This window comes from Cernens ardua, assembly GCF_051251085.1.
GTDB lineage: Bacteria > Pseudomonadota > Gammaproteobacteria > Pseudomonadales > Halomonadaceae > Cernens > Cernens ardua.
On record NZ_JBPCZH010000003.1, the window covers coordinates 300,538 to 320,579 of the forward strand.

General features: G+C 42.5%; 18 protein-coding genes, 1 pseudogene and 1 riboswitch. Of the genes and pseudogenes, 4 read left to right on the forward strand and 15 right to left on the reverse strand.

The features are described from left to right. Positions 1–132 precede the first annotated feature (132 nt). Together tauA and LMG33818_RS07980 are read left to right on the forward strand one after the other, a co-directional pair. Positions 133–1,152, forward strand: coding sequence for a taurine ABC transporter substrate-binding protein (gene tauA / locus LMG33818_RS07975; RefSeq protein ID WP_442322831.1), 1,020 nt, complete (start codon positions 133–135; stop codon positions 1,150–1,152). A gap of 230 nt (positions 1,153–1,382) precedes the next feature. Next, on the forward strand, positions 1,383–2,705 hold the full coding sequence (locus LMG33818_RS07980; protein ID WP_442322832.1) for an aminotransferase class I/II-fold pyridoxal phosphate-dependent enzyme: 1,323 nt from the start codon (positions 1,383–1,385) through the stop codon (positions 2,703–2,705). Positions 2,706–2,883: 178 nt separating this feature from the next. Here the strand turns inward: LMG33818_RS07980 and LMG33818_RS07985 are convergent, their stop codons facing one another. From LMG33818_RS07985 to LMG33818_RS07995, 3 genes are all read right to left on the reverse strand, one after another. Next, positions 2,884–3,204 (reverse strand): DUF190 domain-containing protein, encoded by a 321-nt coding sequence (locus LMG33818_RS07985; RefSeq protein WP_442322833.1) that lies wholly within the window; start codon positions 3,202–3,204, stop codon positions 2,884–2,886. Positions 3,205–3,368: 164 nt separating this feature from the next. Next, positions 3,369–3,461, reverse strand: a riboswitch (Fluoride riboswitch). Positions 3,462–3,471: 10 nt separating this feature from the next. Further along, the gene (locus tag LMG33818_RS07990; RefSeq protein WP_442322834.1) at positions 3,472–4,056 is read right to left on the reverse strand and encodes a histidine phosphatase family protein; all 585 of its coding nucleotides are present in this window, start codon (positions 4,054–4,056) and stop codon (positions 3,472–3,474) included. A gap of 303 nt (positions 4,057–4,359) precedes the next feature. Then, positions 4,360–4,875, reverse strand: coding sequence for an iron transporter (locus LMG33818_RS07995; protein WP_442322835.1), 516 nt, complete (start codon positions 4,873–4,875; stop codon positions 4,360–4,362). Positions 4,876–4,900: 25 nt separating this feature from the next. Between LMG33818_RS07995 and LMG33818_RS08000 the strand changes: the two genes are divergently transcribed. After that, positions 4,901–5,062: a hypothetical protein gene (locus LMG33818_RS08000; protein WP_442322836.1), complete on the forward strand. Its 162-nt coding sequence runs from the start codon at positions 4,901–4,903 to the stop codon at positions 5,060–5,062. Positions 5,063–5,064: 2 nt separating this feature from the next. On the opposite strand, the gene galU is transcribed toward LMG33818_RS08000, so the two are convergent. From galU to LMG33818_RS08060, 12 genes and pseudogenes are all read right to left on the reverse strand, one after another. Continuing rightward, positions 5,065–5,952 carry a UTP--glucose-1-phosphate uridylyltransferase GalU gene (galU, locus tag LMG33818_RS08005; protein ID WP_442322837.1) on the reverse strand — a complete coding sequence of 296 codons (888 nt, stop codon included), beginning with the start codon at positions 5,950–5,952 and terminating at the stop codon, positions 5,065–5,067. Between the two features lie 80 nt (positions 5,953–6,032). Next, complete coding sequence (locus LMG33818_RS08010; RefSeq protein ID WP_442322838.1) at positions 6,033–6,887, reverse strand: glycosyltransferase; 855 nt, start codon at positions 6,885–6,887, stop codon at positions 6,033–6,035. Between the two features lie 610 nt (positions 6,888–7,497). Continuing rightward, positions 7,498–7,716: pseudogene (locus LMG33818_RS08015) on the reverse strand (CatB-related O-acetyltransferase); the annotation flags it as partial. A gap of 464 nt (positions 7,717–8,180) precedes the next feature. Continuing rightward, the gene (locus LMG33818_RS08020) at positions 8,181–10,043 is read right to left on the reverse strand and encodes a beta-1,6-N-acetylglucosaminyltransferase (RefSeq protein WP_442322839.1); all 1,863 of its coding nucleotides are present in this window, start codon (positions 10,041–10,043) and stop codon (positions 8,181–8,183) included. Beyond that, positions 10,040–10,915, reverse strand: coding sequence for a hypothetical protein (locus LMG33818_RS08025; protein WP_442322840.1), 876 nt, complete (start codon positions 10,913–10,915; stop codon positions 10,040–10,042). Before LMG33818_RS08025 ends, LMG33818_RS08020 begins: the two co-directional genes overlap by 4 nt. Positions 10,916–10,960: 45 nt before the next feature. Next, positions 10,961–12,148: a polysaccharide pyruvyl transferase family protein gene (locus tag LMG33818_RS08030; RefSeq protein WP_442322841.1), complete on the reverse strand. Its 1,188-nt coding sequence runs from the start codon at positions 12,146–12,148 to the stop codon at positions 10,961–10,963. Positions 12,149–12,209: 61 nt separating this feature from the next. Next, a complete protein-coding gene (locus LMG33818_RS08035) occupies positions 12,210–13,109 on the reverse strand; it encodes a glycosyltransferase (protein WP_442322865.1) in 900 nt (299 codons plus the stop codon). Position 13,110: 1 nt separating this feature from the next. Continuing rightward, complete coding sequence (locus LMG33818_RS08040; protein WP_442322842.1) at positions 13,111–14,013, reverse strand: KpsE/RkpR family capsule polysaccharide export protein; 903 nt, start codon at positions 14,011–14,013, stop codon at positions 13,111–13,113. Between the two features lie 258 nt (positions 14,014–14,271). Continuing rightward, the gene (locus LMG33818_RS08045; protein ID WP_442322843.1) at positions 14,272–14,868 is read right to left on the reverse strand and encodes an ABC transporter ATP-binding protein; all 597 of its coding nucleotides are present in this window, start codon (positions 14,866–14,868) and stop codon (positions 14,272–14,274) included. Positions 14,869–14,946: 78 nt separating this feature from the next. Then, positions 14,947–15,747: an ABC transporter permease gene (locus tag LMG33818_RS08050; RefSeq protein WP_442322844.1), complete on the reverse strand. Its 801-nt coding sequence runs from the start codon at positions 15,745–15,747 to the stop codon at positions 14,947–14,949. Between the two features lie 73 nt (positions 15,748–15,820). Continuing rightward, on the reverse strand, positions 15,821–17,605 hold the full coding sequence (locus tag LMG33818_RS08055) for a polysaccharide biosynthesis/export family protein (RefSeq protein WP_442322845.1): 1,785 nt from the start codon (positions 17,603–17,605) through the stop codon (positions 15,821–15,823). 20 nt (positions 17,606–17,625) lie between these two features. Then, positions 17,626–18,078, reverse strand: coding sequence for an RT0821/Lpp0805 family surface protein (locus LMG33818_RS08060; RefSeq protein WP_442322846.1), 453 nt, complete (start codon positions 18,076–18,078; stop codon positions 17,626–17,628). A 413-nt stretch (positions 18,079–18,491) separates the two neighbouring features. Here LMG33818_RS08060 and argG point away from each other — a divergent pair, with 413 nt between their 5' ends. Beyond that, a complete protein-coding gene (argG, locus tag LMG33818_RS08065; protein WP_442322847.1) occupies positions 18,492–19,823 on the forward strand; it encodes an argininosuccinate synthase in 1,332 nt (443 codons plus the stop codon). Positions 19,824–20,042: the final 219 nt, after the last annotated feature.

Here is a 20,042-nt window from a genome sequence, read left to right on the forward strand (position 1 = left end):
ATTGATTCATATCCCTTTTTCACCTCTTGATATTCCTTTTCAATATTGGTGTAAATGATTACCTGCCATGTAGTCTCCTTTCATTACAAAGTCATTACACATTGCTGTTTTTTATCCGCGGGAATTATAATCATGGCAAAAAAAGCACTACTTGTAGCTGGTACAACAGGTCTACTACTCACACTTACACTAACAATGCAAAGCGCAAATGCCGATGTTGTTGTGGGCTATCAAACAGGGGCCGATCCAACCAAGGTCGCGATCGCCAATGGGGATTACGAAAAAGCGATAGGTGAAAAAGTGGTCTGGAAACGATTCAATTCCGGGCCGGCGATTCTCGCAGCACTGGCATCCAAATCCATTGATATTGCCTACGTCGGGTCTACACCGGTAGCCTCGGCCATTTCTCAGGGATTGCCTCTTTCTGTTTTTCTGGTTAATACGCTTAACAACACCAACGAAGAACTGGTGGCACGCAACAGCAGTGGCATTACATCGCCCCAGTCACTGGTAGGGAAAACGATTGCAACGACCTTCGTATCAACCAGCCATTACAGCTTATTGAATGCACTTCATCACTGGGGAATTGCAAACTCGAAGGTTAAATTGGTCAATCTTGATCCTGCCAATATTGCCGCCGTATGGAAGCGCGGAGATATTGACGCCGCTTTCACCTGGGACCCGGCATTGAGCGAAATCAAACAATCGGGGCATGTTATTACCTCGGCCGGACAAGTGGGTAAATGGGGCGCGCCAACACTTGACGTATGGACAACTCTTCAGAGCTATGCAAACGCGCATCCTAAAGTGCTCAAAGCATTTACAGCCGCCACATTGCAGTCCTTCTCGAACTACTACCAACACCAAAATGAATGGACCCCGCAATCACCCCAAATTACCGATATTGCGAAGTTAACCGGTGCCTCGCCCAATGATATTCCACAACAGCTAAAAGCCGGTCATTATCCCGACCTGGCCGAACAGGCTTCCCCATCGTTGCTGGGAGGGGGCGTTGCCCATGCTCTAAAATCTACAGCGGAATTTCTTTATCAGCAGAAAAGTATTCCACAGGTTAAAAACGACTACTCTGCCTATGTGACCGCACGCTATTTACCCACGAAAACAGATTCAACTATCCAGCCTGAACAATGATGCGCTGATATTAACTACTCATTTGTAGGTCGGTATGGCACCAACATCGGAAGAGCCACACCGGCCTCTCAACTCAGCCCATCCCATAACCTTCTCATATCACCCTACCTTCTTTAACGCCTTCCCGCCGACACTGGTATACTTGTTTCATCACTTCACTGCATTTTTGTGCTATGTGAAACAACGAACAGCGCCAAGAAATTCTCGATACGATTTCAGAAAGGTAAAGCATGGCCGGGTCTGACTTGAATACAACGAAACAAGGGCTCAAGCAGCGTCTGATTGATCAGGCACTAAAGCGTCGCCAACAGCCCAAAGGCGCACCACAGGCATCCGAAGACTCCGTTGTGAAAGTGAATGAATACTTCACACGTTTTGACCTGCAACCCGGTTACCAGCAAGTGGAAATGTTGAAATCGACCGGGGAACGCTTCCATGTACCGGACCCTTTTTTCAAGCTTCATGAGGGAACGGCAGGCGCCACCACAATCATCAACGGCCAAACCTGTATCAACTTTGCCAGCTATAACTACCTCAGCCTGGCACATCACCCAGAGGTAATCGAAGCAGCGACTGAAGCCTTGCAACGTTATGGCAGCTCTGTCTCCGCGAGTCGTGCCGTCTCAGGTGAGCGCCCCATTCATGAAGAATTTGAACGCGCACTTGCAGAGCAATATGACGTGGAAGATGCCCTTGTCTTCGTCAGTGGTCATGCCTGTAATGTCTCCACCGTGGGCCATTTAATGGGCCAGAAGGATCTTATCCTTCACGACGAATACAGTCATAACAGCCTATTGGTGGGCGCCCAACTGTCAGGCGCAAGACGCATGAGCTTTCCTCATAATGACTTCGCAACACTGGAAAAACTGTTGGCGCGTCATCGCGAACAATTCGAAAGGGTATTGATTGTTATCGAAGGGCTCTACAGCATGGATGGAGACATCCCTGATCTGGCGCAGTTCGTACGAGTTAAAAAGCGCTATCAAGCCTGGTTAATGGTGGATGAGGCTCACTCTTTCGGCGTTCTGGGAGACAAGGGCCTTGGCATTCGTGAGCATGCCAATATCCCCTCGAAGGATGTCGATATATGGATGGGCACGCTGAGTAAAACCCTTTCCAGTTGTGGTGGTTATATTGCTGGATGTAAAGCGCTGGTCGAAAACCTGCGTTATCTTGCCCCAGGATTTCTCTACAGTGTCGGTATACCGGCACAAAATGCTGCGGCCTCTCTGACCGCTTTGCGCATTCTTCAGAGAGAGCCCGAACGCCTGACAAATCTTCACCATATTTCAAGCTACTTCCGGGATCAGGCCAGCGCCATGGGCTTCAATACGGGGGAAAGTATCGGAATGGCGGTTGTTCCCATTATTACGGGTAGCTCAGTACAGGCGGTTAAACTCTCGGATGACCTACTTAAACAAAATATCAATGTGCAGCCTATTCTCTACCCAGCCGTACCGGAAAAGAGTGCTCGACTGCGATTTTTCCTGAATACGGAGCATACACAAGAACAGATAGATAAAACCTTGAAGGTGTTAAAGGAAAAGTGGTAATGCTAAACAGGGTACACGCTCAAACCTGAGCCTCCCTTAAACACCGCATAACAGATATTACGCCCCCTGCAACGGTATTACGCCCCTGCAACAACAAGGGTTGCAGGGCACGCAAATAACGTGTGTAGCACTCCTTGAATGCCGTCACTTTAGACAGAGAGCGGCAAACCCAATACCCTCATTCCCCCTTCCCTACTTGCCCATATTCGATGGGCACTCGGGTATAGCTCAGGGAGACAGCTTCCTGATCGATCAATTGCAAAATGCTTTCCGCCGTTGTTTCATCCGCCGATACTGTAATAGCCACCGGTTCATCACTCAGCTCAAAGAAGCCCGCCGAATGGAATACACCCGCCTTGTCAAAACCCAACGAGCCGGAAATTATTGTTCCCCCCACAGCGCCTTCTTTCCTACAGAGCGCCAATAGCCAGTCACTCACCAATTCGTGATGATAGCGCGCGTTTTCGTGGGTAAAAAATGTCAGTTGATAACCTTTCATGGTGATTCTCCCGAACTATTTCATCAACTCCCGTTGCCAGACAGCTGCATCTGCCATCAGGAAGCCGTGACCAATATTACTCTGAGAAGAGAAGAACAGTAGAATCGAAAAGCAGCAATTCACAGCCACTATAAAGATGCGCCTACACCTGCCCCTGCATCAGAGCATATGTAGGCGTTATTAGCGAATATTCGCGGTTTGAAGATAGAGCTCACTGACAACTCTACCTTGAGGAGAACACCATCTCCCAAAGACAGAAACGCGGACTTAGTGGTGCGTCACGTTCCATTTCTTGATAACACGATCTTCACGATGATAAGTGAGAACGCTCAAGGAAGCAGGTGACAATGCCAGATGCGCGCCGAAGCGGATATCCCCTGCCGCCCAGTACCCCGCAATTGCTCTTAGAATATGCGCGTGAGCAAATAGAGCGATACGTCCGCCTGTTTTATCGAGACGGTCAACAAAGTCAGAAACTCGTTTTTGAATATCTTCCGCGTTTTCACCCTCAGGGATATCCGCAGTGAAGACATCCCAACCGGGAACTTCCTTACGAATATCCGAGGTTTTACGCCCTTCATAGATACCATAATTCCATTCCAGAAGCTCAGGTTCGATCTCCATTTGATCGCCCAGTCCTGCCAATTTGGCAGTATCTTTTGCGCGTACCAGAGGGCTAGAGTAAACATGATCGAACGCTACTCCTTCTACCTGAGGCTGAAGTGTTTTCGCCTGCTCAATACCTTCGTCCAGCAGCGGGATATCCGTGCGCCCTGTATGTTGCCCCGTTTTGCTCCATTCAGTCTGCCCATGACGCATGAGCCAAAGCTCGGTAACCGTTGCCTCTGACATGTTTCTCTCCCGTTGTTTTATTCATAATAATGAGCCACACGCTCAAATATTATTTTAAATTAAAACATTGATTGGGGGCAGCGTAGATAGGTATAAGACCAATAGGTAAGAAGATATGGTTTCGATACCGCTCAATACATGGCGTGAACCATATACATATCCTAAGGATACGAATCCCTTAATTGCATAAAGCAACAAACCCATCATATCGCTAAATATGATGGGCCCGTACGGTTCAGAGTATTACCGCGTGCGTCTATATCTATACAGATCGCACGAAGTTTGAAAATATGTGGATAATTCCTAATGCTGAGGATAATCAAACGTAAAGGTTTCTACAAATGGCTTGAACCAAGGGCCTATACCTGTAGCCTGGTCGATGTGGCGCTCATATCCGACCTCATCTGGCGCCGTATACTTCAGCATGACGGTATAACGCCCCTTTCCTGCCATGGGTACAGAATGAGCATAATGCGGTCCATCCGAGGCTGACATGGGTAGCAGTTGCCCAAACTGAATGTAATTACTGTCCCCTTCCTTGCGCACAACATAGTCCACACTTAGATAAGGGATCCAGCTGCCTTCCTCATACCCCCAGGGGTTACCAGCCAATGCATGTACATCAGTTTCAAGGTGGATGATATCATTTCCCATGACCATTGATTGTGGGGAGGGAGAAGTTTCAATATGCAGCAAATAGGAAGACGCAATTTCCAGATGGTGAGTTTTTATCGGCCCACCAATGGGATACTCCTTCGCGTCAGCAAATTGGCTGATTAAACATAGCCCAATACCCAATGCGATGCATGACTTACGCATGATGACTCCTTGCAAAAGAGGAACGATGGCTGCGAAATACGAGAAAATGCAGGCATCAAATGATAGTGATTATCATTTTCATAATGTGCAAGAAGTCCAGAAACGTCAATACCCCACTGCTAATATTCAAACTATTAACAGCGGGGTATTGAGTCAAAAGCCAGCTAACCTTGATAAAATCGTATGATTTTATTCACCAGCATACTTTTTAAGAAGCGCTTGGAAGTCATCACCCAACTTTGGATGACGTTTACCATAAGAGAGAGTTGCTTCAAGATAGCCTAATGCAAATCCACAGTCGTAAGTATCGCCTTCCATACGGTAAGCATCGACATCCGAATGAGTCCGAAGCTCATCAATAGCATCCGTCAATTGGATTTCACCACCCGCTCCGGGCTTCGTATCTGCAAGTAAAGGGAAGATATTACCGGGCAGGAGATAACGACCAATAACAGCAAGAGTGGATGGCTCTTCCCCACTCTTGGGCTTTTCAACCATACCTGTGATTTTGACATGCTCTCCAGCTTTTGGTGAATCCCCATCAATAGCGACGATCCCATATTTATAGGCAACATCCTGAGGGACATTCTCAACCATGATCTGGGCATTACCCGTTTCATCAAATGCCTGAATCATGCCCGCAAGGTCATTTACCTTTCCGCCATTGGTATCCACCAACACATCGGGCAACATTACGACAAAAGGTTCGTTATCACCGATAACCGGGCGTGCACACAAGATTGCATGTCCCAAGCCCAAGGCCTCCTCCTGACGCACTGAAACAATCGTCACATCATCAGGAATAATATTACGCAGTTCTTCAAGAAGCTCCAACTTACCCTTCTCTTCAAGTTGGTGCTCTAATTCAAAATGTTTGTCAAAGTGGTTCTCAATCGCAATTTTGGCAGAGTGAGTGACAAGCACGATTTCCTTGATGCCAGCAGCAACAGCTTCCTGTACCACATACTGAATAACGGGCTTATCCACAATAGTGATCATTTCTTTAGGGATAGCCTTGGAGGCTGGTAAACAACGAGTGCCAAAGCCAGCGACGGGGAGTACAGCTTTACGGATCATTACTTATACCCGATCTTTTAATATCCAATTACATGATAAGACTCAAAAAGCCTACTCATTTGAGTAGGCTCATATCGTTATCAATCCTTAAAGATGATCTTTCCATCTTCATCATAGTTCAGGAAAGGAAAATCATATTTATACAATTCCAGGAGCCGCTCTTTGGAAATGGCATGATTTTTCGTGATATCAACATAGCGATTCTGATCATTGCCCTGAGCATCATGCCCATCGGTTTTAGTCATCATGCAACTCGTGATGTGAGGCAAAATGATGCTGGGTACTTCTTTCCACATCAAATGATGGGCGAAGTTATATACAGTGGTATTGATATCGTAATCATCAAGATATGCACAACCTGCACTATGGAACAACGCCATATCTTCGGCAAAATGCTGGCCATCATCGCCATAGGAGGTCATTAGAAGATTACGTGGCATACTCACCGCATAACGATCATATCGCGCCATCGAGTGCATTGCTTTACGCAATTCATCAATAAAATGAACAGACAAACAGTCGTCATCATCGATGCGGAACTGCAATGGAGTACCACCCCAACTTTGTTTGATATTTTCCAATTCAGGCACTATAGCGTCCCAAGTGCTGCGAGCATTTTCAACAATCAATTGTGCATTGGGTACACGTGCCAAAATACCCTCCAGTCTTGACAGATATTTCTCTGGCATTTGTGGAGAGGTTATGACCAAAAATCTGAAATTTTGATCAGTCTGAGCCTTAATTGAAGGAATAAGCAGTGTTTCAAAAATTTTGAAACGGGCCTCTAGACGCTTAGAGTCATAGAGTTTGGCTGCTACTTCTGCGAGTAATTCTTCAGAGATAACGCCTGTCTCACGACTTTCACCGTAGGCAGACCAGTCACAAAGGCCAAGGAAGGAAAATCGGCAAATACCCACGATTCCTGAAGCTAACATTTTGATACTCCTACACTATGAAGATATTACACAGTGGATAAATAATGTGAGATTATAACAAAGCCCAATTTGAGAGTAAATTTATTTATCACACACTTTTAATACACTGAATTATTGTTTAATTAATAACGCTAAATAATTCCCAGTCCTGGGCTGACTCTGAGAATTTTATAGAATCCCCGTTATCACTAAGATATTCATCACCAACTTGTATAGATATCTGCCCATTATGAAAGTTTGTCTTAATAATAGACTCAGCTGACGACATTCCGGAATTTATACTTCCATCCACGGAGATTGAATGTATTTCAATACCGGATGTTGTCCAGAGCTTGCCTGCATCATCATAATAGACACTCGTCATTTCGGGTATTCTATTCTCCCAACGTATAAATTTAATTCTTTTATCATTAGAATCAAATACCATAATATGACCGTGATTGGACAACAAATATTTCCCATACTCAACAACGCCTTTACCTTGCGTTTTAAACATATATGGCAAAAACAACTTGGGTTTATATAATGATAACTCTCTTTTTACATTAGCAAATTTTGACAAAAACTTTTCAGGATCAGAAAAGTCCAATTTTTCCGAAAACATATCACCAAGTTCGTAGTTCCACCACTGTGATTCTTTCAGCCCGGAAATAATCTCATCAGGAAATCTTTTCTTGATAACTTTCGCAGGGTTTCCGCCAACGATGGAATATGCAGGAACGTCCTTGACTACTACGCTGCCTTGAGCAATCACTGCTCCATCACCAATAGTTATACCACCTTTGAGGTAAACATCAGAACCTATCCATACATCAGAGCCTATCCTCGTCCCTGTGACGTGGGGTTGAGGTGTGGGAACCTTTTTAAGCTCGATATCCTTTCTTTCTGCTTGCTGGTAATGCAAAAAATAACTATAAGTAAATTCTCTACCAAAATTGAAAAAGGCAGAACTCATACTTACAGCTTCTATAGGATGACGAAACCCCAAACTCTTCACATCTTCAGCTATCTGTGAATACCGCCCAACTTTAGAGCTCTCATGTAAAGTGGATGCTATTGAAGAAAAAGATCCAAGGCTGAAGAGAGAAAGCCCATCGGCAATTGTTGAATAAGCTTCAATACAAGTATTCTTGGCTATAATAAGGTTTAGCCCATTTTTTACTCTTTGTTGATATGCTTCAGGCTTGCCATGAAAACCGCTTCTCTCTTGATATATACAGGTTTCTTTTAGAGTATCTATCAACTCATCATTAACTGTTAAAGTTTCCATAAGATTCGTTAATCACCTATAAATTAATCTTTCAGAAACAATCTTTCAAATTGTTGTGGTACAACACTTGGCCAATGCATATGCGGTATAAAACAATTCCTTCCGTCAATTTCCCACTGGCCCCATTTATAATTTTCATAGAACAATCCTGTATACAGAACATGTCTGCACGATGGATGATAATGAACAATAAACCTTATACCTTTTTTATCGAGTAATGCGGCCATTTGGTAAGGATTTGAATAACTATAAACTACACCATGCTGATTGTAATATGTACACACATCAATTAGAGACTGCGTCGATATATTTGAAGCAGGGCCAATATAAGTCCCCCCATCCTGCAGAAGGGAATCGATATAATTTTCACCATCTCCGCGATCATTACAAATGATCAGATGCAAAGTGGGATTTTTTTGTTTTTCCACATCCCTCAACTGAAATGAAGGAATATTTCTCGAATGATCATCTATCTGATATGTGCTTATAAAGAAATCAGGATCAAAGATTACGCTATAAACAGTATCAGAGTTTTTCTCATCTATATGTGAAGATATTTTATTCAAATCACTATATAAGAAGCAAGAACGCACATTCCATTTCAACAAACGTAAAATAAATGCCTGCTTAGGAGATAATACCAACAAAACATCTTTAAAGCCCTCTGCATGCAAAGTACTTTCTACTAAAGCACCGATAGCACGAGAGGCGACATTTAAAGAACGACCATTTTTATAATCTTCGAGAAAAGCCAGAGAAAATTCTTCAATATTCTCATCCCCGATAAAATCTTTTACGCGCTCCCGGTCTGATTCGAAGCATACATAGATGAGACTAGGAACACGTTTAAGATAATCAACAAAGTTGGTATCGTCAGGTACACAAGAATTCCATTTTAACAGATTATTGCGGATTTGAGCTTTATATTTACTCTGAGACCCCGTACTACTTTGTATCTCATTCTTAACGAGATTATTAAAATCTTCTACAGACATTAATGCAACTAAACGAAGATAACGTTTTAATTCCAATGAACCGTGGTCGATTTTCCTGGCAAAAAATACGGGTTGTTCAATCAACTCTTCCAAATCATCATGAAAATAGACTCTTGGAACCCCCCATGAATTAAATTTGTATTGAGTGAGCAAATTAGAGTCTATTTCATGATGAGGTACCAAATTTGCAACCAGCGTTTGGAAAAAACATTCATCAGGAACACAAACAGTTTTGTAAAAATGCTCAATACGAGGATTGGCATCTAATACATTCAATATAGATTCAATAGTTGATCTTCTAAGACACCACCATTGTGAGCCGATATAAGGATGGAAGTTATTTGGAAGCTTCCGTTTTTTTAATAATTTTTTCTGTAATCTTAGAGACCAATAGAATAGTGTGCGCTGATCGCGATAATTAAAATAATGCCTATATTCCCAGCGTTCGTTCTGAATACCACCAGCAACCCAGGTAAATCGAGCAGCATCTACAGCCTCGATAAAATCCTTATTAGCTTCTTGTATACCCTTTTTCACCATTGACATAGGCTTTGTTGGCATACAAGAACCCGAAGCAAGCATATAGTTTGAATAATTATGCAAACCTATTTCTTGGGCTTTTCTCAAACAGTTTAACGTTGCCTCACAGATGGACCACTCACCCCATGCTACGTGGACTCTAGGAGCAAAATACACATTGCCGGGATAATTTTCCAGTTTCCAGCCCGCGATGGCCTTAGGCAAATCATGTGGTGAATTTAAATCATGATGTATAAATATGTCAGATCCAGATCCTATAATGCTAAGTATAAGATCTTTCAGTCTTGCAGGGCTTTCGTGCGCAAGAAGAATAAAAGCCAACTTATCCTCTTTCACCACCAAATCACTCATTTCGACCATTCTCCAGAATGAATGACAGATCTCGCCAATAGGGATTGCCATAACATAGAAACATTAATATCACTGTCAAAAACATCTGCATCTATTACAGACCCGATAACTTTTTTATCGGAAAGACCATTTTCCAGTCGGCGAGGCCATGTCCTCGAGAAAAGCTCTTTATAATAATATTGCTTATCCCATAGAACCAAATTGACTTGATTACGGGACGATACTTTAGGACTATTTAACTCTTCGTAAAGGTTGAATACGTGATTGTTTCTATATTCTTCATTAAAACTTCTACATATTGTTTTTCTTAAAATATTAATCTCTTTACTACATCCATTATTTTGATGATTTTCTTCTAACTCATCAGAAAAAATGGCAACACTAGACATAGCGCATTCGCGTATCGATTTTAGATAGGAAGTCAAGTCTAATAATGTTCTGGTATTACTAAAAGGATATATAAATATGCCCAGATCTTTTACAAGTAGAGTCCAGCGTTGATCTCTATATGTGGAAAGCAAATAGTTAATACAGTCTATTTGGCTGGCACCCTCATCAAGAGCAAGAAAGGTAACATTACAATCTGACAGAGCATTGACTATCGAATCATCGATAGAAACATCATGGTTAGTCAAAAATAAAAATTCATTTATTCCAATTTTGTTGTAATAAGAAACAAATGCCAAAAACTTTTCTATAGTAAAATTATTATAAACAATAGAGATTAAGGATAATGCACTTGAAAACTTTATCTCTTTACTATTAGAAACACTCTTGAAATATATCCTCTTTGCTGCAGCATATCTTTTATTACTTTTATGATTTTTCCATGCATTATCAATACTATTCTTGATAAAATTTTTACGACTCATTGTTGCCTCCAACTACAACCCTTATGTATCCCATGCACAGAATATTTATAGATATATCTTGTTCGCCAATCCAACTTTAAATTCATGATTAACACTTTCTTTTCTTACTATTTGTGAAATTGTCTTACTATTTTCTTTAATTTCATTGGGAAAAGATTTTAATTCTGACAATGAAAGGCCTGACCCCATATCAACTACAGAGTTATGTTTTACATCATAATAACCCGGATTTTGACCAATTGTACTATAAAATCCCGCACAGTTAGCTCTAGCAAATAAAAGATGAGCATGGTAACGACAACAGATGACTTTATCATCATTTGAAATAGTGACATCCCCTTTTAGTAAAGAATATACACTAATCATTTTAATGGGGAGCTTGAGCCTATCTTCTATAAGCTCTAAAACACGAACATCTTGCTCAGGAGAACTTTCAAGCAGACATACTTCGTCTATACCATCTTCTTCGACGTACTGTTTCAGCTGCCTCCAGACATGATCAGGCACCTGCCTCACGCTATTTTTAAGAAATGATAGATATAGGCGTTTACTGCCACCATTATCAGAAATATACATGGTTTCAATAGGGCGCAGGAATGAGTCATCAATTCCTTTTATAAAATTGGCTTTTTCAAAATAATGCTTTAAAAATGCAAAACCATCTTTATCTCGAAGTTCAAAAAACTCAAACTGTTCAAATACTTCGGATAGAGTATCTGATATATCATCAGGCACATCTGGGGCAGGACCAAAACCAATGCCAGTAGCAACCAGTTTTATTCCATATTTTTTACTTGCAGCTGCAGCAAATCCCAGTACAAAGGCTTTTCTTGGCCAAAATCTGGTTAGATATCCCCCCCCATGAAGATGAATCACATCACATTTTTTTAAGAACGAAAAATTATAATTTTTACTCTGGGCTTTATTATCATCTGAAAAAAATCGATAACCCAAGAGCACATTTTCCCAAAAGTCATCACTATCATTGGAGGCCGATATTTTTTCAAGATCGCCATTAAAATATAGTTTTGTTTTTGGAGCATTCTCGTTGTGAAGTTCTCTAGCAATAGAAGCCATGCCTTCAAAAAAGTAAACATGACTGGCTATATCATTATCAAGGAGATAACGTTTCCATGCATCCAGGATTAATTCATCCCCATAATTAGGCCAACCTGCCCCCCCTATAAGCATAACTCTTTTTCTATTGCGTGCTGAAAATCTCATTTTAGCCATAAAAAATCCAAATTTTTGTATACTAAATATTTAAAAAAATAATATTCTCAATTAACTTTAGCTAACTAAAAAAACGTCTCCAGCCCACAACAGTGTTACTATTACTCATAACTTTTGTTAGTTTCTTAAAATTTTTCTTATCTCTATAATATTTTTTTGTAGTACGTGGTGGATGCCATAAATGAACAAAAACAAGACCATATTGGGCTGGTTCTTTTCCATAAAGGGAAAAAAATGCTCTAAAGCCTCGATAACCTACTTTTTTACGACTTCCAAAATTTGTTGCATATTCTGGCGGTTTTTTGTATCTGGGATACTTATGTGTAAGTCGATGAAGTATTTCGTAATCTTCAGCACCATGCCCATAAAATCGAGTATCGTAGCCCCCCATAGAGAGGAATTCCTTACGATTGACTACTAAACACGAACTACCCTCAGAATAAATATGAATATCACTCCCAACGGGTAGCCACGAATCACCTATTGCATTATTGCTCCTGATGGAATGCAATTGCTTTTCTATTTTCTCACTCGCTTCCTGCTTGGCAAATATTACGGGTATACAAAAAAATTCATGCTTGTTTTGAGCTATATTCTTCTCTTTCACATATCTAGCTATGCGCTTGTATGTCCTTGGAGGGGCAAAAAAATCCACATCCTGAAAGAGAAGAACTTCTGATGTTGCAATTCTAGCCCCTGAGTTCCTAGCGCGAGCCAGTGAAAAAATTTTCCATCCACTTTTGATAAATTTTATTTTAAAAGTAATGCGACTTTTATCGCACAAACTTCTTATTACAGTATCAATATACTTTCGAACAGGTTTGGCACTACCATCATCAACGATAACTAGCTCTATATTGTCAGGGATATTTTCGACCAAGAGCTTGACTCTTGCGAGTTCAATATCGTCTATACTTTTTGCTTTGATAGGTACGATAATGGACAAGTCTGGATGAGTCATCTCAATCACGATGGTCTCTGACTATCAAAATAAGCATATTAAGAATCAAACCTGCAAAGATCGTCATGACTGTAAATACAGTAATATTATATATACGCCGAGGATCTTGAGGGTAATCGGGAAAGGTAGGTGTTTGAATCGTAGAAATCAGGTTGAGCTGTCTTGTTGCCTGAATCTGAGTATTTTGCAGCGCAGCAAGTGCATCCGAATAACTTTGCCTGGCGAACTGTGCATGCAACTGCAATGTCTGATAGTCAGAAGTCACGATGTTTAGTGCTCCCCCTGAGACCCGAGCAGCTTTATTTTCCTGGTTCTGTATTTCTTTTTCCAATGCCCTTATTTGACCATCAAGCATTACAATTTGTGATGCTTGAGGACTTTGATACGTCAGTAGTGAACTTCTTTGCGCTTCAGCACTAGCCAATTGTTTTTGAAGGCCAGATATGATTCTATTCACTGAATCAAGTGCTTCACTTGGAGCAGCCAAGCCATGTTGATTCTGATATTGAACAAGTTTGCTCTGGGCGGCATCGTATTCATTACCCAGTTTTTGTACTTGCGCTTCCATGAATGTAGCTTGTTCAGAAGCTAACCGCTGATTCATCCTGTTTAACTGCTCATTTCCGGCCTTAATCATCAGCTCAGCGACTTTATGTGCTTCTTGTGGAGTATATGCTTGGACGGTGATACGAAGCACACCAGCGGTAGGATCGATCGCTGCCGTTACGCGTCTTTTGAAATAAGAATAAAGTTGATCCAAAGGCGTATTTTTATCACGTAACCTACCGAAAAAATCACCATGTCTTGAGTACTCTTCTCTGAAATCTCCATGTTTTACCAAGTACTCCAACATATCGATTGATGTCATATAATCCTGGAGCATCAACATCGAATACTCGCTCACACCCCTAATACCTTCATGAGTGGAAAAAGATATTGTAGAGCCCGTCGAGCCGGGTGTTGAAACTACGACATCCGATGTAGATACATATAAATCACTTGCCCAAAATGTCCAATAGAATGATACGGAGACGATCAATACAATACATATCACCCAATGTGGATATTTCCTAAAAAACTTTTTAGACCCTTGTAAATTCATTTTCCACTTCGCTTAATAAAACAGTTGGTAATTTACGAGCAAGTTATTATGGTTCAGAGCTTACCCTGCTTTATGATATGCTTTAATCGCATCTTTTATATGGTCAAACCAGAAGGCTTCACCATTGTGTATAAAGATTCCAGCCTGGCACATTTGCTCAAGTATACCTTCACCATGCGAAACCATAATCAAGCTTGACTTGGAGACTCTATCTTTAAAAGCCTTTTCTGCTTTGGCTTTAAATGCTCTATCACCTACAGCAGTTGCTTCATCCGATATAAATACATCAAAGTTGAATGCCAAGGATAATCCAAACTGAAGTCTGGCTCTCATACCAGACGAATATGTTTTTACTGGATCATCGAATGCATCTCCAATCTCAGCAAAATCCTGTACTTCCCGAATTAATTCATCCATTTTTTTTAGGGTACTAAACATTCGGGCTACAAATTTAACGTTTTGCCTGCCAGTCATTGACCCCTGGAATCCACCCGCAAGTCCAATTGGCCATGACACTCGGCTTGTGCGGATTATTTCTCCTCTATCTGGAGAATCCATCCCGCCAATCAGCCTTAAAAGAGTAGACTTACCTGCGCCATTCTTACCAACAACACCAACACTGATATTAGAGGGTATTACCAAATTAATATCCTTCAATATCCACTCCCGTTTATGGGTGTTATGGTACCGCTTGTACATATTATTAATTTCTATCATTTTAATGCCGAGCAGTGTCTAGTTTGCAATAAATCGGTTTTTAAACCGCACTTGCATAATAAGTCCTAATACAAGAAAGCTCATTGCCCATTCCCATACATACAAAATACTGGTACCGGGAATGGGTACAAATGTACTAACAAAAGATGCTCTCAAATATTCAACAGCAGGGACTACAGGATTAAATGCCAAATAATGAACATAATGAGGGGGTATATATGTCAAGGGAAAAATAACACCTGAAAAAACGAATAGGGGTAGACTCCCAATATTTATCAATGTCTTAACTTCAGGAACTAATGCACCTATGGCTGAAGCGAGGACACCAAAACTCATCCCCAAAACCCATATTGAGCACCATGCAAATATTGCCTGAAGTGGATATGCTGGAAGGATGGGCCACCCCATTAGACTTCCGATTAAAATATAAGTACAAAACATTGTAGTTATAAAAAGGAAATCGAATATAGCCCTAACGATAACGGTATCGAATGGCTTTACTTGTCGGTATGTGAAGAGCCCTTGGCTTGAATCAATTGCTCCCATCATACGAGCAAATACGCGCACTAGTTGAAATGGAACTATGCCAAGAAATGACCAAACAACATAATTGGCACCTTGGACAATCATTTCACCATTTCTTAGGTACCTAATCCCCATGGACATACATATAACAGATGCTGGCTCAGCAATTGTCCAAAACCATGCCATTCTGTTACCAACAGTACGTGAAATGGCCTCCCTCATGAGCAAAGCATTCAAGACGCTAATTGTAACTTTCAGCGGACTACGTATTTTCTGCGGTTGTACTTCTGACATAAGAATGTACCTACTACGGCTACCAATCAACTTGGTAACCGTAGCGCTTTTGTTAATCAAGAAAAAGAATTGATTAAATACTCGTAACAGCCAAGACAGCCACCGCAATTTGGTACATGACCTGACTAATGGAAGTCGCCAGCTCAATGTTACTGGTAGGCGGTTTCGGCAGAACCATAATTTGATCACCAGAGCGTATGGTTGTTTGATCTGCGCTTACAACCTCACCGTTCGCATGAACGACCAGTATAGCGTTGTGGTTGGCACGCGGTGTGTATCCACCTGCATCTTGAATATAGTCTTTGGCAGTTAGCCCTTTGGTATATACCATTGCCTGCGGAATTGTTATCTCACCACTCAACAATACCGAATCATTATTTTCAGGAATATCAACTACATCCCCATCCTGTAGGCGTATATCAGCAATGTCTCCCTCACGAGCGACCACTAAACGACCACTGGGTTTAACCTGACGGGCACGTTGTACAAAGCGCTCAATCAGTTGCGACTGTTGAAGCTGGATCTGGGCCTCGCCTGGAGTACGAGAAGGATACCCCATATAGGTCTGCTCAAGGCGATTCAAACTATCCTGAAGGGCTTGTTCTTGCTCCCGTGCTACGCTCTTACGATAAATCGAGACATCCTGATAATCCGTCATGTCCTTGGGAACGCTGATGGCATTCAACAATTCGCCCAGGTGAGCATCACGGGGAAGGGCATAACGAGTGGGGCCATAATAGCTGCCACGAAGCTGTACAACGATAACATCGCTTCGCTGATCCTGACTGAACAGCACTTCATCCCCGGACTCAATCCGCGCATTACCAAATTGATTCAGGTTCATGTAGCTGGCAATAGGACCACTGGAGCGATCACCACGCAAAAGAACATTGGTGACTCCGGGATTCAAACGTGCCAATTGGGTAACCATACGACCATCAAGGCGTTCGTGACCGCTCAGCTCATACATGAATGAGCGCCCGACATCCCCCGTCACCGTCACAGTGGGCCCACGGTCTTCCACTACGATAGTATCGCCATTACGGAACTGGATATTGGGAAGGTTGCCATTGATGAGGAAGTTATAGAGGTCAATATGGGCGATGGTGCGACCATTACGCTTGACTTCAATATGGCGGAAACTACCAAGCGTTTGATCGATCCCTCCCGCCTGATCAAGGAAATAAAGCAGGGAGTCATCGGGTGTACCAGAGTAACGACCAGGGCTATTCACATTACCCGTTACAAATACACCAACAGGCTGGACCGTTTGCAAATTAGTATACACATCCACGTTTTGTGGATAAACACGCTTGATCGCGGATGTAATGGCACCATTTAGCCCTGAAGCACTGGTGCCCTGAATATTCAAGGGTCCAATACCCGGCAGGAAGACATTCCCCTGTGAATCCACTGTCAATGTCTGGTTGAACTGAACGCCACCCCATACACGTAGATTGATCTGGTCACCAGGCTTTATACGGTAACCTGGCGTTAACCCTTGGGCGCCGGCACTCTGCAAAGGATGATCAAATAGGCTAGCGCCGAAAGGACGGATGCCTACGATACCATTGGCAGCTTCCTGCAAATTGGAAAAAGATCCATAATGGGAGCTATTCCAATTGGCTTGCGGCGTATCGTTGACCTGATTGCTGGTACTGTTGGGAGCCACACTAGAACTCGCTCCCATGTTGGCACCACTACTATTATCATTATCGGAAGTCTGGCTGTTCACCGAATTCGTGAAGGCTGATGAATCAGCATAATTTCCAACTTCCTGAGCATATGCCTGACTAACACTCAGGCACGCTACCGCCACCAGGCACCCGGCCCGGAACAAAAAATTTCGTTGAAACATTCCTCGATTTCCCTGGTCGATTACTGGCTGAAGTCGGATGAATTAATGTACTGCGGCTTTTGCATGGAAATAACGGAGCGCTCAATTACCCAATCGCCGGGCGTACTCTGATTGCGGCGACATGCAACGTTGTTAGAGGGATTGCTTCCGGTATTATGATCAGCCTGAAAGTGTAAACAATCGAACCCACTTGCAGAAAAATAGGGTGTTCCCGTAACTGAAACAGTAATATTTTTGCCCATGGGGCTATCTGCAAATGATGCCGCGCTGCCTTCCGTTGCTCTGTCAAAAAAATGAGATAACTGTGGGCCTGCTGGAACAGCATCATTGAATACCCCGGAATTTCCCGATTGCCCATTAGCAGAGGGGTTAAGAGCACATCCGGATAAAGTTGCCAGAGTGAGTGAAGAGGCCACTAATAGCAGTACATGTTTGGCACTGATTGTCTTTCTATAAGTCGAAATTGCTTTCATGTTGGGTCTCAAGCCTAAGCGAGTCACATTTCAAAAACCGGGAGAATCAGCACTTGGTAGATACAACCCCAATTGAAAATTGCTGAAATAAATACATAGTGTAAACAATTTGGTTGGCATTTGCTTATATTATGAGCAAATTTTACTTACGCACACCTTAAAACAAAGCCAGAATATACCGATGATCAAAACGGGAAGATCATGCTTTATGCCTCAACCCTCGGTACTAAAACAAGTGCTTTTATGTAAGCGTTGGTGATAAAATGAACAATGTTCGTGAATACATTATGTAGGCAATCACCTCTTTATATATGATGCCATAACTAGCCTTAAAGCCCACCTTTTATGCTAGCATTGTGAATAATCACGTATAACACGCAAAAATCATTAATCTACAATTCATCGGGCAATCCATGAGCACCAGCACTATTCTTGAACACCTCCCTTACGGCGAAAAAGTCGGCATCGCCTTTTCTGGCGGCCTTGATACCAGCGCGGCCCTTCTATGGATGCGTCAGAAGGGCGCCCTTCCTTATGCCTACACGGCAGATCTAGGCCAACCCGATGAAGATGATTATGAGGCTATTCCACGAAAGGCCATGGAATATGGCGCAGAGAAGGCCCGTTTGATTGACTGCCGGACACAATTGGTCAATGAAGGGATTGCTGCGCTGCAATGTGGTGCCTTCCATGTCACCACCGCAGGAATCACCTACTTTAATACTACGCCTATTGGGCGTGCTGTGACGGGCACCATGCTGGTGGCTGCCATGAAAGAGGACGATGTTCACATCTGGGGTGACGGCAGTACCTATAAAGGTAACGATATCGAACGCTTTTATCGCTATGGCCTGATGACTAATCCAGAACTTCGCATCTATAAACCCTGGCTGGATCAGGATTTCATTGATGAATTGGGCGGCCGCAAGGAAATGTCCGAGTTCATGCAGGCCAACGGCTTTGATTACCGTATGTCGAGCGAAAAGGCCTATTCGACGGACTCTAACATTCTAGGGGCCACGCACGAAGCCAAGGATCTGGAATTCCTCAACAGCGGCATTCGTATCGTTCAACCTATTATGGGTGTTCCCTTCTGGAAAGAAGAAGTAGAGATCAAACCTGAAGAAGTGACCGTTCGTTTCGAGGAAGGGCGCCCGGTAGCGCTTAACGGCGTTGAATTCACAGATCCAGTGGAACTGATCCTGGAGGCTAACCGCATTGGCGGCCGCCATGGTTTGGGAATGTCTGACCAGATTGAAAACCGCATCATTGAAGCCAAGAGCCGTGGCATTTATGAAGCCCCGGGAATGGCGCTGTTATTTATTGCGTATGAGCGACTCCTGACGGGCATTCATAATGAAGATACCATTGAACAGTATCGTATTAATGGCTTGCGGTTGGGCCGCTTGTTGTATCAGGGGCGCTGGTTTGATTCCCAGGCATTGATGTTGCGCGAAAGCACACAACGTTGGGTAGCCAACGCCATTACGGGTGAAGTGGTTATCGAATTACGTCGCGGAAATGACTATTCGATTCTGGATACTCGTTCCCCTAACCTGACGTATCAGCCTGAACGCCTTTCCATGGAGAAAGTGGAATCCAGCTTTACGCCACGTGATCGTATTGGTCAGCTCACTATGCGCAATCACGATATTGCGGATACACGTGAAAAGCTATCCTTGTATACGAAAACAGGTCTATTAAGTAAACCTGAGAATAATGGCGTTCCGAAACTGGACAAGTAAGCCAACATCAATCGCGTTGGGGCACTTTACACGGTGCCTCAACGATTGGGGTTCTCTAATATTTAAAACAGAAGTTAACAAAAAACTACCCAACAGACATTTTTATTGATATTTTATTTTCATTATCGAGTTTGTTATCAACGCTTGAGCAATTATCTATCCCCTTATGCACTTTCATAGTGCATTGTTGCCATATCGGCACCAGAGCCTTCTCGTATT